Below are 15,523 nucleotides of genomic sequence, written 5' to 3'. Positions count from 1 at the left end.
CCCACGGCCGGCTGCGTCGCGTCTTCTTCCTGCACGGTTCCCGACCGGGCAGGTGATTGTCCATCCCCCGGTCAGGGTCCGGGTGATTCTCCGGTCAGTGCCGACCGTCCTGGTCACCCACGAGTGTGCCGATCTTCTCACCCTTGACGGCACGGGCGATATTGCCCTCCGCGAGAAGCTCGAAGACAAGGATGGGGAGCTTGTTGTCGCGGCACAGCGTGATGGCGGTGGCGTCGGCGACCTTGAGGTCGCGGGTGATGACCTCGCCGTAGCCGAGGGAGTCGAACTTGACGGCGTCCGGGTTGGCCTTCGGGTCCGAGTCGTAAACCCCGTCCACCCCGTTCTTGCCCATCAGCAGCGCCTCAGCGTCGATCTCCAGGGCGCGCTGGGCCGCGGTGGTGTCGGTGGAGAAGTACGGCATGCCCATACCGGCGCCGAAGATCACCACGCGGCCCTTCTCCAGGTGCCGCACCGCACGCAGCGGGATGTACGGCTCGGCGACCTGCCCCATGGTGATGGCGGTCTGCACCCGGGACTGGATGCCCTCCTTCTCCAGGAAGTCCTGGAGGGCGAGGCAGTTCATCACCGTGCCGAGCATGCCCATGTAGTCGGAGCGGGCCCGGTCCATGCCGCGCTGCTGGAGCTCGGCGCCGCGGAAGAAGTTGCCGCCGCCGATGACGACCGCGATCTGCGCGCCGTCCCGGACGACGGCGGCGATCTCACGGGCGATCTTGTGCACCACATCGGGATCCACGCCCAGGCCCCCGCCACCGGAGAATGCCTCTCCGGACAGCTTCAGCAGAAACCGGCCGCGAACTTTGCCGTCGTCGCTCTTTTGGGGCTTGGTGGTCATGGGATCCGCCTCTTTCACGTGGTGCGCATGCGAAGAAGGCCATTGCCGATGGGGTCGCTCTTCGCTCCCATGCGCGGCAATGGCCTCCTCGTCAGATCTGCTGCCGTCCGCCGCGTGCCCGGGTGCGGCGGTGTGCGCGGACGACTGCTGTCGACCCTATCGGGGTCGCGTGTCGATCGCGGTACGGACTCAGATGCCGACCTTGATGCGCGTGAAGCGCTTCAGGGTGACACCGGCCTCCTCCAGAACCTTCTGGACCGACTTCTTGTTGTCGAGGGCGTACGGCTGGCCGAGCAGCGTCGCGTCCTTGAAGAAGCCGTTCAGACGGCCCTCGACGATCTTGGCGATCGCGGCCTCGGGCTTGCCCTCGGCGCGGGTGGTCTCCTCGGCGATGCGGCGCTCGGACTCGACGACCTCGGCCGGGACGTCCTCCTTGGAGAGGTACTTGGGCGCGAAGGCGGCGATGTGCTGGGCGACGCCCTTGGCGATCTCGGCGTTCGGCTTGTCCAGCTCGACCAGGACACCGATCTGCGGGGGCAGGTCGGGCATGGTGCGGTGCATGTACGCGGTCACGAAGCCGTCGGCGAACTGCGCGAAGCGGTCCAGGACGATCTTCTCGCCGAGGTTGGCGTTGGCCTCGTCCACGAACGCCTGGACGGTCTTGCCGGCCTCGATCTCGGAGGCGAGCAGCGCCTCGATGTCGGCCGGGGAGGTCTTCGCGACATGCTCGGCGATCGCGCCGGCCACGGACTGGAACTTCTCGCCCTTGGCGACGAAGTCCGTCTCGCACTTCAGCTCGACGAGGACGCCGGAGGAGTTGTCGTCGGCGATGACCGAGACCACGGCGCCGTTCTCGGCGGAGCGGCCCTCGCGCTTGGCGACGCCCTTCTGGCCCTTGATGCGGAGCGCCTCGACGGCCTTCTCGACGTTGCCCTCGGCCTCGTCCAGCGCCTTCTTGCAGTCCATCATGCCGGCGCCCGTGAGCTCGCGGAGCTTCTTGACGTCGGCGGCGGTGTAGTTCGCCATGAGTCTGTGAATCTTTCTCGAAGTCTGGAGAATCGAAGATCTGCACGGTCTGCGATCTACATGTAGGGGCAGATCCCCGACTCGGTGCTGACCTACGGGTGAACGGCGGGAGCGGACTTCATGTCGCCGCTCCCGCCGTCAACGCTGGCGCTGACGGGGTCAGGCCTGCTCGCCCTCGGCGGCCGGCGCCTCAGCGGCGGCGGGAGCCTCCGCAGCCGGGGCCTCCGCGGCGGGAGCCTCCGCAGCCGGGGCCTCCGCGGCAGGAGCCTCCGCGGCGGGAGCGTCCGCGGCGGGAGCCTCCTCGGCCTTCTTCTCGCCCTCAAGCAGGTCGCGCTCCCACTCGGCCAGCGGCTCGCCCGCGGCCTTCTCGCCCTTGCCCTCGGTGGCGACACCGGAGCGGGCGATCAGGCCCTCGGCGACGGCGTCGGCGATCACGCGGGTGAGCAGCGTGACGGAGCGGATCGCGTCGTCGTTGCCCGGGATCTTGTAGTCGACCTCGTCGGGGTCGCAGTTGGTGTCGAGGATGGCGACGACCGGGATGTTGAGCTTCCGGGCCTCGCCGACCGCGATGTGCTCCTTCTTGGTGTCCACGATCCAGACGGCGCTGGGCACCTTCTGCATCTCGCGGATACCACCGAGGGTCTTCTCCAGCTTGGCCTTCTCGCGCGAGAGCACGAGAAGCTCCTTCTTGGTCAGACCGGAGGCGGCGACGTCCTCGAAGTCGATCTGCTCAAGCTCCTTCAGGCGCTGCAGACGCTTGTAGACGGTCGAGAAGTTGGTGAGCATGCCGCCCAGCCAGCGCTGGTTGACGTACGGCATGCCGACGCGGGTGGCCTGCTCGGCGATGGCCTCCTGCGCCTGCTTCTTGGTACCGACGAACATGACCGTGCCGCCGTGGGCGACGGTCTCCTTGACGAACTCGTAGGCGCGGTCGATGTACGACAGCGACTGGAGCAGGTCGATGATGTAGATGCCGTTGCGCTCAGTGAAGATGAAGCGCTTCATCTTCGGGTTCCAGCGACGGGTCTGGTGACCGAAGTGGACGCCGCTCTCCAGCAGCTCCCGCATCGTGACGACGGCCATGGCCGTATCTCCTTGAGTTTCTCGGTTGTGCCGCGGATGCCGGACGGCTTCCGCGCCTGACGCCCACATGCGCCGTTGCCACAGGAGGACCGAGGGGCGCTGACACCGTCGGACCGTTGCCGGCCGGTGGGTGTCGGGGCGTGCGAAGTCGACCCGGTGACCCGGGTCGCCACCAGAAGTGTACGGGACCGGCGGGGCACCGGGTGACGCCGCTGTCCACAACCGGTGAGTAGTCCACGGGTCCCGGCCATGATCGGCGCGGCTGCGGGACGGTTCTCGCATGAATGCGATGTCAGCGATGCGTGCGGTGGTCATGGCGGCGGTGGTGACGGCGGCCCTGGGCGGTTCGGCCCTGCCGGCCCGGGCGCAGCCGCCACGGCCTGCGGCCCCGGCGCCCCTACCCGCCGCTTCCCCACCTGCCGCTTCCCCGCCTCCCGCTCCGCCTCCTGCCGCGCCCCCGCCGGCCTCGGTTCCGGCGCTCGCCCGGTTCTGGCCGGTGGGGACGCGACCCGTCGTGGTACGGGGCTGGGAGCCCCCGGCCACGGCATACGGACCCGGGCACCGGGGCGTCGACCTGGGCGCGCCGCCCGGCGCTCCGGTACGGGCGGTGGCGGCGGGCCGGGTGTCCTTCGCCGGCCGGGTGGCGGGGCGGGGCGTGGTCGCGATCGAGCTGGCGGGCACGGAACTGCGGACGACCTACGAGCCGGTGGACCCGTCGGTGCGTACGGGCGACGAGGTGGCGGCGGGCGAGATGGTGGGGCGGGTGGAACCGGCCGGATCGCACTGCACCGCCGGCACCTGTGTCCACTGGGGCCTGCTCAGCGGCGACACCTATCTGAACCCGCTCCTGCTGCTCCCCCCGTGGCTGCTGCACCGGGGCCCGTCAAGACTCCTGCCGATCCCGACCACACCCCCGCCAGGGCACAGAGCCCCGACGGGACTCAGCCCCGCACACCCCCCAACGGCATCGCCACTGCCGCCTCGCTGATCTCCGCACGACCCTCGGCCGCACCCGACGTGACCCACCGCGACCCGCCCCCGCCCGGGCCCCCTCGCACCCCGGCCGGCTCAGCCCCGCACACCCCGCAGGGCCATCGTCACGGCCGCGTCGGTGATGTTCTCGGGGGTCTCGGCCGCGCCCAGTTCGATGCGTCGGACCGCCGCGTCGACCACGCCCTGGACCAGCATCGCCGCCAGTCGCGGCTGGGCGTGGCCCAGCTCCTCCAGCGCCTCGACGATCATCGCGACGAGCCCGCCGTGCGCGGCCCGGATCTTCTCCCGGGCCCCGGCGTCCAGCTCGCTCGCCGAGATCGCCACGACGGCCCGGTGCCGCCGGTCCCCGACCAGCGCCAGCTGCGTGCGCACATACGCCTCGATCTTGCCCTCGGCCGAGTCCGCCCGCTCCATCGCCGCCGACACCTCGGCGGCCCACACGGGGAAGTCGACCTCGCACAGCTCCTCGACGACAGCGGCCCGCGAACGGAAGTACTCGTACACGGACGACCGGGCGAGACCCGTGCGTTCGGCGAGGGCCGGGAAGCTCAGCGCCTCCGTACCGCCCTCGGACAGCAGGCTCCGAGCCGCGTCCAGCAGGGCGGCTCGCTGCATCGACCGGTGCTCGGCCACGGAGGCCGCTCGAATCCTAGGCACGCCCACCACTGTACGGACGCGCCCGCCCCGGCGGGAGTCGCACGGTGCCACGCGGAGCGTCCGCGCCGCTCCGCCCGCACGCCGGCCCGGGCGGCTCAGCGGCCGAAACTGGCCAGCTTCGCCCGCAGCTGGAGCACGGACTTGGTGTGGATCTGACTGACCCGGCTCTCGGTCACCCCCAGCACGTTGCCGATCTCGGCCAGCGTCAGTCCCTCGTAGTAGTACAACGTCACCACGGTCTTCTCCCGGTCGGGCAGCGTGTTGATCGCCCGCGCCAGAAACCGCCGCAGCTCCCGGTCCTCCGCGACCTCCACCGGGTTGTCCGCCGCGGTGTCCTCCAGCGTGTCCATCAGGCTCAGCCGGTCCCCGCCCTCGCCCCCCACATGCAGCAGCTCCTCCAGCGCCACCACGTTCGCCAGGGACAGCTGACCGAAGACCGCGTGCAACTCGTCGATCCCGATGCCCAGCTCCGCCGCCACCTCGCCCTCCGACGGCGTACGCCGCAACCGCGCCTCAAGCGTCGCGTACGCCCGCTCCACGTTGCGCGCCTTCTGCCGCACCGAGCGCGGAATCCAGTCCAGCGCCCGCAGCTCGTCGATCATCGCGCCCCGGATCCGCGTGATCGCGTACGTCTCGAACTTGATCTCCCGGCCGATGTCGAACTTCTCGATCGCGTCGATCAGTCCGAACACACCGGAGGACACGAAGTCCGCCTGCTCCACGTTCGGCGGGAGCCCCACGCTCACCCGGCCCGCCACGTACTTCACCAGCGGTGAGTAGTGCAGGATCAGCTGCTCCCGCAGCCGCTCGTCCCCCGTCGCCTTGTACGACCGCCACAGCTCGTCGAGCGTCGAGGGAGCGGGCGGCCGCGCGCTGCCACCGTCGCGGGCGGCTGGGGGGATGGCCGCCCGGTCGGACCCGGAGGTGTGCTGGGGCATTCGTCGCCTTGTGCCGTTCTGCCGTGAAGTGCCGTGAAGTGCTGTGGAGAGGGGTGCCTGGGTGGGCTGTCGGTCTGGTATCGAGTTGGGCCGGTCTGCGCCGGAGGTCCTCGTGAGCGTAGCGTGACTGAGGAGTCGCGGTGTGCGAACCTCGGGGCTCCACCCGTGGACGGACCCGCTTCAGGACGCGCCCCGGCGGCCCCGGCACATCGCGGTGCGTGACCGGTGCGGCGGGTCAACTCCCAGAAATCCCAAGGACGTCGGGATTCCCCCGGACGGCCGAACACGCTCGGTCAGCAGCCGGCCCGACCGACCCGGACCGATATCACCGCCTGGCGTGTCAACTTCCAGCCATCGCCGTGTCGTTCGACGTATCCAAGTGCTCTGAGTTCGTACAGCCTCGCGATCGCCTCGTCCGGTGTGGTCTGTGCGCCCGACGCGATCTCCCGCGGCCCTGCCGCCCGACGCGCCGGCAGGGCGGCCAGGACCCTCCGGGCGCCGGGCTCCAGCAGGTCGCGCGGGAGCACCGGGCCACGCCGGGCCGGTGCCAGCTCGCCCATGTCCCCCACCAGCTCCACGACATCCGCCGCGTCGGTGACCAGCACGCCCTCCCCGCGCAGCAGCTCGTGCACCCCCGCGGAGAGCGCGCTGGTGGCGGGCCCGGGCACGCCCATCGTGAACCGGCCGAGGCGCAGTGCCGCCCGCGCGGTGACCAGGGAGCCGCTGCGGTGGGCGGCCTCCACGACGACCGTGCCCCGGGTGAGCGCCGCGATCACCCGGTTGCGCAGGATGAACCGGCTCGGCGTCGGGTGGTCGCCTGGCGGCAACTCCCCCACCACCAGCCCCTGTTGTGCGATCCTGCCGATCAGCTCGGCGTGTCCGCGGGGGTAGGGCCGGTCGACACCGCAGGCCAGGACGGCGACGGTGGCGCCGCCCGCGCCGAGGGCGCCCCGGTGGGCGGCGCCGTCGATGCCGTAGGCGCCGCCGGACACCACGACCCAGCCGCGCTCGGCGAGCCCCGCGGCGAGGGTGGCCGCCATGTGGGCGCCGTACTCGGTGCAGGCCCGGGCGCCGACGACCGCGACCGATCTGAGCGCCCACATCCGCAGGCTGGGCCGGCCGCGCAGCCACAGCCCCAGGGGCCGGGCGTCCCCGAGGTCGTCGAGCTGGGCCGGCCACTCGGCGTCCCCGGGGGCGACGAACCGCACCCCTGCGGCGCGCGCGACCTCCAGGTCCCGGCGCGGCTCGGCCCGTGCGGCGCGTGCCCGCAGCCCGGCCCAGCGCGTTCCGCTGACCCCCGGCAGCGGCTCCCCGCCGTCCCCGAGCCGCCGGGCGACCTCCCGCACCCCGTACTCCCGCGCCCAGCGCCCCGCGACCTCGTCACCGGGCTCGATGACCCGGGTGAGCAGCACACGCGAGAGCAGGCCGTCGTCCGGATCGGGGTCCGTGGTCACGCCGGTGCCCCGATGGCCATGGGCACGCCCCGTGGGACGCCGGTGCGCAGTTGCAGGGCGAGCGCGACGTCGGTGGCGTCGGGCCGGTCATGGCCGGCGAGGTCGGCCACCGTCCAGGCGACCCGCAGGACCCGGTCGAGCCCGCGGGCGGTCAGCACGCCCCGCTCCAGGTTCCGCTCCGCCTCGTCCATGGCACCGCTCGCGGCGTGCCAGCGGCTGCGCAGCTCCCGTCCGGGCACTTCGCTGTTGGTACGCCACGGACTTCCCGTGAACCGCGCGGCGGCACGCTCCCGCGCCTCCCGGACCCGGTCGGCGACCGTCGTGGTGGCCTCCCCTCGCGCACCGGGCTGGGTGAGTTCGGCGCGTGTGACGGGGTCCACCTCGACGCGGAGGTCGACCCGGTCGAGCAGCGGGCCGGACAGCCGCATCTGGTAGCGGCGGATCGCCGACGGCGGGCACTCGCACAGCGTGTCCCGCTGCGAGAAGCGCCCGCACGGGCACGGGTTGGCGGCCAGCACCATCAGGAACCGGGCCGGGAACCGGACCACTCCGGCGCTGCGCGCGATCACCACGTGCCCCGCCTCCAGGGGCTGCCGCAGGGCGTCCAGGGTCTGGCTGTGGAACTCCGGCGCCTCATCGAGGAAGAGCACGCCCCGGTGGGCCAGGGACACCGCCCCGGGGCGCGCGATGCCGGGGCCGCCGCCGACGAGGGACTGCATGGTCGCCGAGTGGTGCGGGGCGCAGTAGGGCGCGACATCGATCAGCGGTTTGCCCGGCGGCAGCAGCCCGGCCACCGAGTGGACGGCCGTGACCTCCAGTGATTCCTCCCGGCCGAGCCGGGGCAGCACGGCGGGCAGCCGCTCCGCCAGCATCGTCTTGCCCGCGCCGGGCGGTCCTTCGAGGAACAGGTGGTGCCCTCCGGCGGCGGCCACCTCCACCGCCGTGCGCGCCGAGTGCTGCCCCACCACGTCGGCGAGATCGTGGTCGTGGTCGTGCTGGGCGGCGCCGATGCTGTGCATGCCGGTGGCCGCGCCGGTGCCGGGCACCCGCAGACCGGCGAGGAGCGGATCCGGACGGCCCAGGTCGTCGGGTTCCTCGTCGGACACGGGTTCGTCCGTCAGCAGGGCGATCAGCTGGCGCAGGCTGCGGATGCCGAGCACCGAAACGCCGGGCACCAGCGATGCCTCGGCCGCGGCGCACTCGGGCACCACCACCTGCTCGTATCCGGCGTCGGCCGCGGCCAGCACCGCCGGCAGGATGCCCCGGACCGGACGCACCCTGCCGTCGAGCCCGAGTTCGCCGATCATCACGATGTCGGCGAGCACCCTGGGATCGATCCGTTCGGCGGCGCCGAGCACCGCGCAGGCCACGGCGAGGTCGAAGCCGCTGCCGGCCTTCGGTACGGAGGCCGGACTGAGGCCCACCGTGAGCTTCTTCTGCGGCCAGTCGGCGCCCGAGTTGACGACGGCCGCCCGGACCCGGTCGCGGCTTTCCGTCAGGCTCTTGTCCGGCAGCCCCACCAGCGTGAACGCCGCCACTCCCGGCTCCAGGTCGGCCTGGACCTCGACCACCACGCCCTCGACGCCCACCAGGGCCACGGAGCACGTACGGGCGAATCCCATCTCAGGCCACCCCCCGTGCGTGTTCGACCAGGGGGGCGCCGCGGTCCGGGAGGAGGACTCCGACCAGGTCGATGCGGACGCCGCCGGGCGGGGCGCCGCCGTGGCTCTGGATCCAGCGTTCCGCGAGGTCACGCAGGCGTTCCGCCTTCTCCGGCGTCACCGCGGCCATCGGATGCTCGTAGCACCCGCCGCGGCGCGTCTTGACCTCGCAGACGACGAGCGCGTCCCCGTCCCGGGCCACGATGTCGATCTCGCCGGACCTGCCGCAGCGCCAGTTGCGCTCCAGGACCGTCATCCCGGCGTCGGTCAGCCGCCGGACGGCCAGATCCTCGCCGTACCTGCCGAGTGCGTTGCGTGCCTGATCCGGCCGCTGCGGCTGCTGTGACCGGCGCTTGTGCTGTGCGTTCATGTGGGCACCACCTCCGACGCCCACCGTCGCGCACCCGGCCGCAAGCAGTTGATCTTGGTGGGTTACCCGCCGGTTGTGGACAACCCCGTCACCCGTGCGGGGACCCGAGTCTCAGCCGCGGGGAGACCTTCACCCGCCCGGCAGCTCCAGATCGCTCTTGTTCAGCTCCTCGATGTTCACGTCCTTGAACGTCAGGACGCGCACCTGCTTCACGAAACGGGCCGGGCGGTACATGTCCCAGACCCAGGCGTCCGCCATGGACACCTCGAAGAAGACCTCACCCTGCACCGAGTGCACCTGCATCTCGTAGTCGTTGGTGAGGTAGAAGCGCCGCTCGGTCTCGATCACGTATTTGAACAGACCGACGACATCGCGGTACTCCCGGTAGAGCTTCAGCTCCATCTCGGTCTCGTACTTTTCGAGGTCCTCGGCGCTCATGGCATGTTCCCCTTCAGCCGTGCGATCCCACCATTGTGCGCCAGTTCCGCGCGCCTCTAGACGATTTCCGTGTCAAGGGTTATGGGACCGGCCGGGGGACCTTCGTCGAGCAGCGTCCGCAGCAACTCGGCGAGTCTGGTCGGGTACACCGTCTCATGCGACCGGGCCAGTTCCCGACACGTCCACCAACGCGCTCCGACGACGCTGCGCCGCTCCAGCTCCGTCAGGGCCACCGCCTCGGTCGCCGTCTGCGCCGTACGGGCCAGGTAGTACCACTCGTCCTGGTCCCAGCGGCGGCCGGCGAACGGGAAGGAGCACCGCCGCCGCCACAGCACCGGACCGAGTGCGACATCGGTGATGCCGGTCTCCTCGGCCAGCTCCCGCAGCGCGGCCTGCTCGCGGGTCTCGTCGCCCTCCAGGCCCCCGCCGGGCGTGAACCACCAGTCGTCGGCCGGGTCGTCCGGTTCGTGGCCGTGCAGCAGCAGGATGCGGTCGTCGGGGTCCAGCAGCACCACCCGGGCGACCCTGCGCAGACCGCCCGCGTACGCGTCCTCGCCCGCGTCCCGGGCCTCAGTGGACACCGGCGGGCTCCCGGCGGGTACGGGAGCGGCCCAGCCGCCCCGCGACCGGCCCGTAGGCGGCGCCGCCGAGGACCAGGACGGCGCCGACGACGATCAGGACGACGATGGTGCGCAGCGGGCCCGGCGCGGAGAGGGTGCCAAGGGCCTCGAAGCCGGTGGGGGTTTTGAGCATGCCCTTCATGGGCCAGGCCACGGCGTCGACGCGGGCGGACACGGCACCGCGGGCGACGGTGCCGCGGGCGGCGTCGGTGAGGTGGGCGGTGGAGTCCAGCGAGCCCTGCCGTTCGTCGCCGAGGAGGAAGAGGCGGCCCTCGGGGACCTTGACGGTCGGGAAGTCCGTGATCTCGGCGAGGCTGCCCTTGGGGAGGTAGGGCTCCTCGATCTGTCTGCCGTTGACGGTCAGCTTGCCGTCCGTGCAGCAGCCGACGGTGTCGCCGCCGACCGCGACCACCCGCTTGACCACGTCGGAGTTGGTCACCCAGTTCGTGTCGCGGAAGACGACGACGTCGCCCCGGCGTATCTCGCCGCCGTCGACGCGCTGCGCGAGGACCCGGTCACCGGCGTCGATCGTCGGGGCCATCGAGGTCGTGGGCACGGTGTAGGGCCGGTAGACCACCGCTCCCCACGCGAATCCGCCGAGGAACAGCACCAGGCCCAGTGCCACGGCCACCCCTGACAGCCGCTGGCCGAGCGGGCTGCCGATGCGCTCAGCGCCGGTGCCGCGCGGGGCCGTGTGTGTCGTGCTCTCGCCACCCATGGACCCGCACCCTACCCGGCGGTACCGAAGCGGGCCCAGCCTCCCTCCCGACTCGTTCGGGAGCGGGACCGGACCCAGGCTTCCCCAGACGTACGGGCCGGGCCGGCGCTCAGCGGGTGCGGCTCGCCGTGGCGCGCCGGCGGCGCCACACCGCCACGGGCAGCACGCCCACGAGCGCGACGCCCTCGGGTGCCACCGACAGCGAGGCGGCGCCGGAGGACCGCTGGTCGAGGCCGGACTGGTCGAAGGTGTCCGGGACCGGCAGGGTGCCCCAGCGGTTGATCGGCCAGGCCTTGACGATGGCACGGCCGACGACCTTGTCGACCGGGACCATGCCGTGGTTCTTGTCGGACTGGTTGTAGCGGGAGTCACGGGAGTTCTGGCGGTGGTCGCCCATCACCCACAGGTAGCCCTCGGGGATCTTCACCTTGAACTGGCCGCCCTGGTCGTCCATGCTGCACGGGGTGTTGCCGGGGTAGACATACGGCTCGTTCAGCGCCTTGCCGTTGATCAGCAGCGGGCCGGTGTTCTTGCACTCGACCGTGTCACCGCCGACGCCGACGACCCGCTTGATCAGGTCCTTCTCCTCCGCGGACGGCATCAGGCCGATCCAGCTGAGGACCTTCTGCATGGCGTTCGGAGTGGGCGTGGGCTCGCCTGCCAGCCAGTTGTCCGGGTCGTGGAAGACGACGACCTCGCCGCGCTCCGGCTCGGAGCCGAACCACGGGGTGAGCTTGTCGACCAGGACACGGTCCCCCTGCTGCAGGGTGTTCTGCATCGAGTCCGACGGGATCGAGAACGCCTGCACCAGGAACGTCTTGATCAGCAGCGCGAGCACCAGCGCGATGCCGATCAGGATCGGCAGTTCCTTCCAGAAGGAGCGCGGCTTCTTCGGCCCGGGGGCCGCATCGCCACGCCCCGCGGCGCCGTCCACCGGGGGCTCCCCGTCGGCAGCGGCGTCCTGCGCCGCCCCCGCGTCATCACCTGAGGTCACGGCGCCGCCCGAGGTGGGGCCGTCTGCTTCCACGGGGCGCCCGCGGTGTTCCTCGCCGTCGTGTCCCGACCGTGCGCCGACCGCCACATCCCCCACGCCAACTCCTTACTCTGTGCCGCCGCCTGCTCCGGGTACGGTGCAGGCCCACCACTCCCATAACGAGCGGGAGTTCCGCAGGAGTCGGGAGCTGGATCATTCCGTTCGGATCGTCGGAGGCAACCCTATGCGACGGCGGGGGAGCCGCGGTCGACCCCGACACGGAGTTCGACACGCTTGCGAAGGTTTTAGGTTCGGTCAGGCTGGACCAGTGGCCGATGGGCCAGCCGATGACCATGGCCCGGCCGACCACGGAGTCCACGGAGACCGTCCCGCCGTAGCCGGTGTCCTGGTGGGCGCGCGAGTCCGCGGAGTTGTCGCGGTGGTCGCCCATCACCCACAGCCGCCCCTTGGGGACGGTGACGTCGAACGGCGTCGCGGAGGGCGCGCTGCCGGGGTACAGGTAGTCCGTCTCGGCCAGGGGGACGCCGTTGACGGTCACCCGGCCCTGTGCGTCGCAGCACTTGACGTGGTCGCCGCCGACGCCGATGACCCGCTTGATCAGGTCCTTCTCGTCGTCGGAGGGCAGCAGACCGATGAAGGTGAGCCCTTCCTTGATCTGCTTGACGCCGACGGGGTCGTTCTTCTTGGTGGTCTGCTCGTCGGCCAGCCAGCCGCCCGGGTCGTGGAAGACGACGACGTCCCCGCGCTCCGGCTTGGAACCGAACCACGGGGTGAGCTTGTCGACCAGGACGCGGTCGCCGATCCGGATCGTCTGCTCCATGGAGCCCGACGGGATCACGAAGGCCTGGACGAGGAAGGTCTTCAGGACCAGCGCTATCAGCACGGCCACACCGACCAGCAGCGGTATTTCACGCACCGCGCTGCGTCTGCGCTTGCGCTTGACCTTGCGCTGGAGCTTGCGCCGCTCCGCGCGGGTGCGGCCACTGCCGGGGCCGGCCGCGCGCCGGGCGCCGGTGGGCAGCAGGTTGTCGGCGGCGCCGCTGGGCACACCGCGCGGCCTGCCCCGGTTACCCATGCGTGTCCTCCGCGGCGGCGGGCACGCGCGCGTAGGCGGCCGGGCGGTGCAGGTGGGTCCAGTGGCCGAAGGGCCAGGCGATCCAGTCGGCGCGTCCGATCACCTCGCCGACGGGGACCATGCCTCCGCCCGGGGAGCCGAGGTGGTCACGGGAGTCGCTGGAGTCGCTGCGGTGGTCGCCGAGGACGAACAGCCTGCCCGCGGGCACCACGACGTCGAACGGCACGGTGGACGGGCTGTCCCCGGGGTAGAGGAACGCCGTCTCGTCGACCGCTCGGCCGTTCACTTCGATCCTCCCCTCCTTGTCGCAGCACACCACATGGTCTCCGCCCACACCTACAACGCGTTTGATGTAGTCCGCGTCCCCGAAATACCCGGTTCCGTCGAACACGACGACGTCACCGCGCCGCGGTTCGGCACCGAAACGGTACGCCAACTTATTTACGACGACGCGGTCCCCGATCCTCAATCCGCCTTCCATGGATCCGCTCGGGATCTGGAACGGCTGCGCCACGAACGTGTTGAGGAGCAGCAGGAACAGCAGGCAGACGGAGAGGGTGAGGGTGATCCGTCCGCCGGGCAGCCAGTCGGTGAACCGCGAGACCAACGCGAAACGCGACCGTCCCTCCGTGCCCGTGGTGCCGGGTCTGGAGGTGCGGTCGCGTTGCGTCGGCTGTGCTTCGGTGTCCATCGGGGGCTGATGCTATCCGGCCCCGCCGCGAACTCCGACGAGCGTTCAGTTCTCGCGCTTCTCCTTGATCTTCGCGGCCTTGCCGCGCAGGTCACGGAGGTAGTACAGCTTGGCGCGGCGCACGTCACCCTTGGTGACCAGCTCGATCTTCTCCACAATCGGGGTGTGCACCGGGAAGGTGCGCTCGACGCCGACGGAGAAGGAGACCTTGCGGACCGTGAAGGTCTCGCGGACACCGGAGCCCTGGCGGCGGATCACCACGCCCTTGAACTGCTGCACACGGGAGCGGTTGCCCTCGATGACGCGGACGTGCACGTTGACGGTGTCACCCGGGCGGAAGGCCGGGACGTCGCTGCGCAGCGACGCGGAGTCGACGGAGTCGAGCAGGTGAGACATGTCGTCTGCTTTCTTCGTCGATGCCACAGGTCATCGACGGGAACTAGATGTTCGGAAGGTGGGCCGTGCGGTTCGGGGCGGGCGTCGTGTCCCCCTGTGGCAGGGGCGCACGCCGGACGGACGCACAACAGCCGCCTATTGTTCCATGCCCTGTGGCCTGCGCCAAAATCGGCCGTACGGCTCCCCGTCCGGGTCGGGTGCCCAGCCCAGGATGGAGAGCATTTCGCGGTCCTTCTTGTCGAAGGTCTTGGGGTCGCAGCGCTCGATGAGGTCGGGCCGGTTGGCCGTGGTGCGCTTCAGGGCCTCGTCCCGGCGCCAGCGGGCGATCTTCCCGTGGTGGCCGCTGAGCAGCACGTCCGGGATGTCACGGCCGCGCCAGACGGGCGGCTTGGTGTAGACGGGGCCCTCCAGGAGGCCGGCCATCGCGCCGGGCGCGAACGAGTCGTCCCGGTGGGACTCGGCGTTGCCGAGGACGCCGGGCAGCAGCCGCGCCACGGCCTCGGTGACCACGAGGACGGCCGCCTCCCCGCCGGCCAGCACATAGTCACCGATGGACACCTCGTACACCGGCATCCGGGTCGCGTACTCGTCCGTGACGCGCCGGTCGATGCCCTCGTAGCGGGCGGGCGCGAAGATCAGCCAGGGGCGTTCGGAGAGTTCGACGGCCAGTTCCTGGGTGAAGGGCCGGCCGCTCGGCGTGGGCACGATCAGCGCGGGCGCGTGGGAGCCGGTCTCGTAGCCGTCGGCCAGCACCGTGTCCAGCGCGTGCCCCCACGGCTCGGTCTTCATGACCATGCCGGGGCCGCCGCCGTACGGAGTGTCGTCGACCGTGTTGTGGCGGTCGTACGTCCAGGCCCGCAGGTCGTGCACGTGCACGTTCAGCTGCCCGCGCGCGCGTGCCTTGCCGACGAGGGAGACGTTCAGCGGTTCCAGGTACTCGGGGAAGATCGTGACGACGTCGAGCCTCATGCGCCGCCGTCCCCCGGCTCGGCACCGCGTCCCTCGGCGACTTCGTCCGCGCGGTCGTCGATGAGGCCGGGCGGGGGCGCGATGACGGCCTTCTGCTCCGCCAGGTCGACCTCGGTGACGATCTCCTCGACGAAGGGGATCAGCACCTCGCTGCCATCGGGCCGCTCCACGATGAGCAGGTCCTGCGAGGGCAGGTGCGAGACCTCGGTGATCCGGCCCACCTGCGTGCCGTCCTCGGTGACCACGTCGAGGTCGATCAACTGGTGGTCGTAGTACTCGTCCTCGCCCTCGGGCACTTCGTCCGGGTCGATCTCGGCGATCAGGAGGGTGTTGCGGAGGGCTTCGGCGGCGTTGCGGTCCTGGACGCCCGCGAAGCGCAGGAGCAGACGGCCGCTGTGGACGCGGCCCGTCTCGATGGTGAGCGGTCCCGCGGCGGCGGGATCGGTGGCGAGCACGGCACCGGGCGCGAGCCTGAGTTCCGGTTCGTCGGTGCGTACCTCGACGGTGACCTCACCCTTGATGCCATGGGCACGGCCGATCCGTGCGACTACCAGCTGCACGTGTCCAATTCTCCTGTCGGTCTCCTG

At 71.3% G+C, this 15,523-nt stretch carries 18 protein-coding genes; 1 reads left to right on the top strand and 17 read right to left on the bottom strand.

Annotated features, from left to right (window positions below; genetic code table 11):
• Nucleotides 1-94: 94 nt before the first annotated feature.
• The 3 genes from pyrH to rpsB form a co-directional block, all read right to left on the bottom strand.
• On the bottom strand, nucleotides 95-853 hold the full coding sequence (pyrH, locus tag ACIRFL_RS13635; protein WP_351735680.1) for a UMP kinase: 759 nt from the start codon (nucleotides 851-853) through the stop codon (nucleotides 95-97).
• 189 nt (nucleotides 854-1,042) lie between these two features.
• Complete coding sequence (tsf, locus tag ACIRFL_RS13630; protein WP_404027534.1) at nucleotides 1,043-1,879, bottom strand: translation elongation factor Ts; 837 nt, start codon at nucleotides 1,877-1,879, stop codon at nucleotides 1,043-1,045.
• Between the two features lie 159 nt (nucleotides 1,880-2,038).
• Entirely contained in the window at nucleotides 2,039-2,962 is a 924-nt protein-coding gene (gene rpsB, locus ACIRFL_RS13625; RefSeq protein WP_404027532.1) for a 30S ribosomal protein S2, read from the bottom strand.
• A gap of 289 nt (nucleotides 2,963-3,251) precedes the next feature.
• On the opposite strand from rpsB, the gene ACIRFL_RS13620 reads away from it, so the two are divergent.
• Nucleotides 3,252-3,950, top strand: a complete 699-nt coding sequence (locus ACIRFL_RS13620; RefSeq protein WP_404027642.1) for a murein hydrolase activator EnvC family protein — start codon at nucleotides 3,252-3,254, stop codon at nucleotides 3,948-3,950.
• An 80-nt stretch (nucleotides 3,951-4,030) separates the two neighbouring features.
• Here the strand turns inward: ACIRFL_RS13620 and ACIRFL_RS13615 are convergent, their stop codons facing one another.
• The 14 genes from ACIRFL_RS13615 to rimM form a co-directional block, all read right to left on the bottom strand.
• Complete coding sequence (locus ACIRFL_RS13615; RefSeq protein WP_404027639.1) at nucleotides 4,031-4,588, bottom strand: TetR/AcrR family transcriptional regulator; 558 nt, start codon at nucleotides 4,586-4,588, stop codon at nucleotides 4,031-4,033.
• Between the two features lie 119 nt (nucleotides 4,589-4,707).
• Entirely contained in the window at nucleotides 4,708-5,550 is an 843-nt protein-coding gene (gene whiG / locus ACIRFL_RS13610; RefSeq protein WP_388712397.1) for an RNA polymerase sigma factor WhiG, read from the bottom strand.
• 293 nt (nucleotides 5,551-5,843) lie between these two features.
• Nucleotides 5,844-7,004, bottom strand: coding sequence for a DNA-processing protein DprA (dprA, locus tag ACIRFL_RS13605; protein ID WP_404027529.1), 1,161 nt, complete (start codon nucleotides 7,002-7,004; stop codon nucleotides 5,844-5,846).
• Complete coding sequence (locus tag ACIRFL_RS13600) at nucleotides 7,001-8,626, bottom strand: YifB family Mg chelatase-like AAA ATPase (protein WP_404027527.1); 1,626 nt, start codon at nucleotides 8,624-8,626, stop codon at nucleotides 7,001-7,003. The genes dprA and ACIRFL_RS13600 overlap by 4 nt, the downstream gene beginning before the upstream one ends.
• A 1-nt stretch (nucleotide 8,627) precedes the next feature.
• Complete coding sequence (locus ACIRFL_RS13595; RefSeq protein ID WP_404027524.1) at nucleotides 8,628-9,035, bottom strand: YraN family protein; 408 nt, start codon at nucleotides 9,033-9,035, stop codon at nucleotides 8,628-8,630.
• Between the two features lie 129 nt (nucleotides 9,036-9,164).
• Nucleotides 9,165-9,473, bottom strand: a complete 309-nt coding sequence (locus ACIRFL_RS13590) for a DUF2469 domain-containing protein (protein WP_003965949.1) — start codon at nucleotides 9,471-9,473, stop codon at nucleotides 9,165-9,167.
• Nucleotides 9,474-9,529: 56 nt separating this feature from the next.
• The gene (locus tag ACIRFL_RS13585) at nucleotides 9,530-10,054 is read right to left on the bottom strand and encodes an NUDIX hydrolase (protein WP_404027521.1); all 525 of its coding nucleotides are present in this window, start codon (nucleotides 10,052-10,054) and stop codon (nucleotides 9,530-9,532) included.
• The gene (gene lepB, locus ACIRFL_RS13580) at nucleotides 10,044-10,811 is read right to left on the bottom strand and encodes a signal peptidase I (RefSeq protein ID WP_404027520.1); all 768 of its coding nucleotides are present in this window, start codon (nucleotides 10,809-10,811) and stop codon (nucleotides 10,044-10,046) included. Before lepB (ACIRFL_RS13580) ends, ACIRFL_RS13585 begins: the two co-directional genes overlap by 11 nt.
• A 109-nt stretch (nucleotides 10,812-10,920) precedes the next feature.
• Nucleotides 10,921-11,901, bottom strand: coding sequence for a signal peptidase I (gene lepB / locus ACIRFL_RS13575; protein ID WP_404027517.1), 981 nt, complete (start codon nucleotides 11,899-11,901; stop codon nucleotides 10,921-10,923).
• A complete protein-coding gene (gene lepB, locus ACIRFL_RS13570) occupies nucleotides 11,792-12,880 on the bottom strand; it encodes a signal peptidase I (protein WP_404027515.1) in 1,089 nt (362 codons plus the stop codon). Before lepB (ACIRFL_RS13570) ends, lepB (ACIRFL_RS13575) begins: the two co-directional genes overlap by 110 nt.
• A complete protein-coding gene (lepB, locus tag ACIRFL_RS13565) occupies nucleotides 12,873-13,571 on the bottom strand; it encodes a signal peptidase I (protein WP_404027512.1) in 699 nt (232 codons plus the stop codon). The genes lepB (ACIRFL_RS13570) and lepB (ACIRFL_RS13565) overlap by 8 nt, the downstream gene beginning before the upstream one ends.
• A 45-nt stretch (nucleotides 13,572-13,616) precedes the next feature.
• Complete coding sequence (rplS, locus tag ACIRFL_RS13560; protein WP_121890862.1) at nucleotides 13,617-13,967, bottom strand: 50S ribosomal protein L19; 351 nt, start codon at nucleotides 13,965-13,967, stop codon at nucleotides 13,617-13,619.
• A 135-nt stretch (nucleotides 13,968-14,102) separates the two neighbouring features.
• Complete coding sequence (gene trmD, locus ACIRFL_RS13555; protein WP_404027510.1) at nucleotides 14,103-14,936, bottom strand: tRNA (guanosine(37)-N1)-methyltransferase TrmD; 834 nt, start codon at nucleotides 14,934-14,936, stop codon at nucleotides 14,103-14,105.
• Nucleotides 14,933-15,496 (bottom strand): ribosome maturation factor RimM, encoded by a 564-nt coding sequence (rimM, locus tag ACIRFL_RS13550; protein ID WP_404027507.1) that lies wholly within the window; start codon nucleotides 15,494-15,496, stop codon nucleotides 14,933-14,935. Before rimM ends, trmD begins: the two co-directional genes overlap by 4 nt.
• Nucleotides 15,497-15,523: the final 27 nt, after the last annotated feature.

This window comes from Streptomyces sp. NPDC102462 (assembly GCF_044765425.1).
GTDB lineage: Bacteria > Actinomycetota > Actinomycetes > Streptomycetales > Streptomycetaceae > Streptomyces.
Note: the sequence above shows the minus strand (reverse complement) of the source record. Positions and strands in the feature narration are given on the sequence as shown.

Bases quoted from the DNA above. Each gene is read 5' to 3' on its own strand.
- whiG (WP_388712397.1), bottom strand. From the start codon at position 5,550: ATGCCCCAGCACACCTCCGGGTCCGACCGGGCGGCCATCCCCCCAGCC.
- ACIRFL_RS13595 (WP_404027524.1), bottom strand. From the start codon at position 9,035: ATGAACGCACAGCACAAGCGCCGGTCACAGCAGCCGCAGCGGCCGGAT.
- tsf (WP_404027534.1), bottom strand. From the start codon at position 1,879: ATGGCGAACTACACCGCCGCCGACGTCAAGAAGCTCCGCGAGCTCACG.
- trmD (WP_404027510.1), bottom strand. From the start codon at position 14,936: ATGAGGCTCGACGTCGTCACGATCTTCCCCGAGTACCTGGAACCGCTG.
- rpsB (WP_404027532.1), bottom strand. From the start codon at position 2,962: ATGGCCGTCGTCACGATGCGGGAGCTGCTGGAGAGCGGCGTCCACTTC.
- lepB (WP_404027512.1), bottom strand. From the start codon at position 13,571: ATGGACACCGAAGCACAGCCGACGCAACGCGACCGCACCTCCAGACCC.
- ACIRFL_RS13590 (WP_003965949.1), bottom strand. From the start codon at position 9,473: ATGAGCGCCGAGGACCTCGAAAAGTACGAGACCGAGATGGAGCTGAAG.
- ACIRFL_RS13620 (WP_404027642.1), top strand. From the start codon at position 3,252: ATGTCAGCGATGCGTGCGGTGGTCATGGCGGCGGTGGTGACGGCGGCC.
- lepB (WP_404027515.1), bottom strand. From the start codon at position 12,880: ATGGGTAACCGGGGCAGGCCGCGCGGTGTGCCCAGCGGCGCCGCCGAC.
- ACIRFL_RS13600 (WP_404027527.1), bottom strand. From the start codon at position 8,626: ATGGGATTCGCCCGTACGTGCTCCGTGGCCCTGGTGGGCGTCGAGGGC.
- rplS (WP_121890862.1), bottom strand. From the start codon at position 13,967: ATGTCTCACCTGCTCGACTCCGTCGACTCCGCGTCGCTGCGCAGCGAC.
- lepB (WP_404027520.1), bottom strand. From the start codon at position 10,811: ATGGGTGGCGAGAGCACGACACACACGGCCCCGCGCGGCACCGGCGCT.
- pyrH (WP_351735680.1), bottom strand. From the start codon at position 853: ATGACCACCAAGCCCCAAAAGAGCGACGACGGCAAAGTTCGCGGCCGG.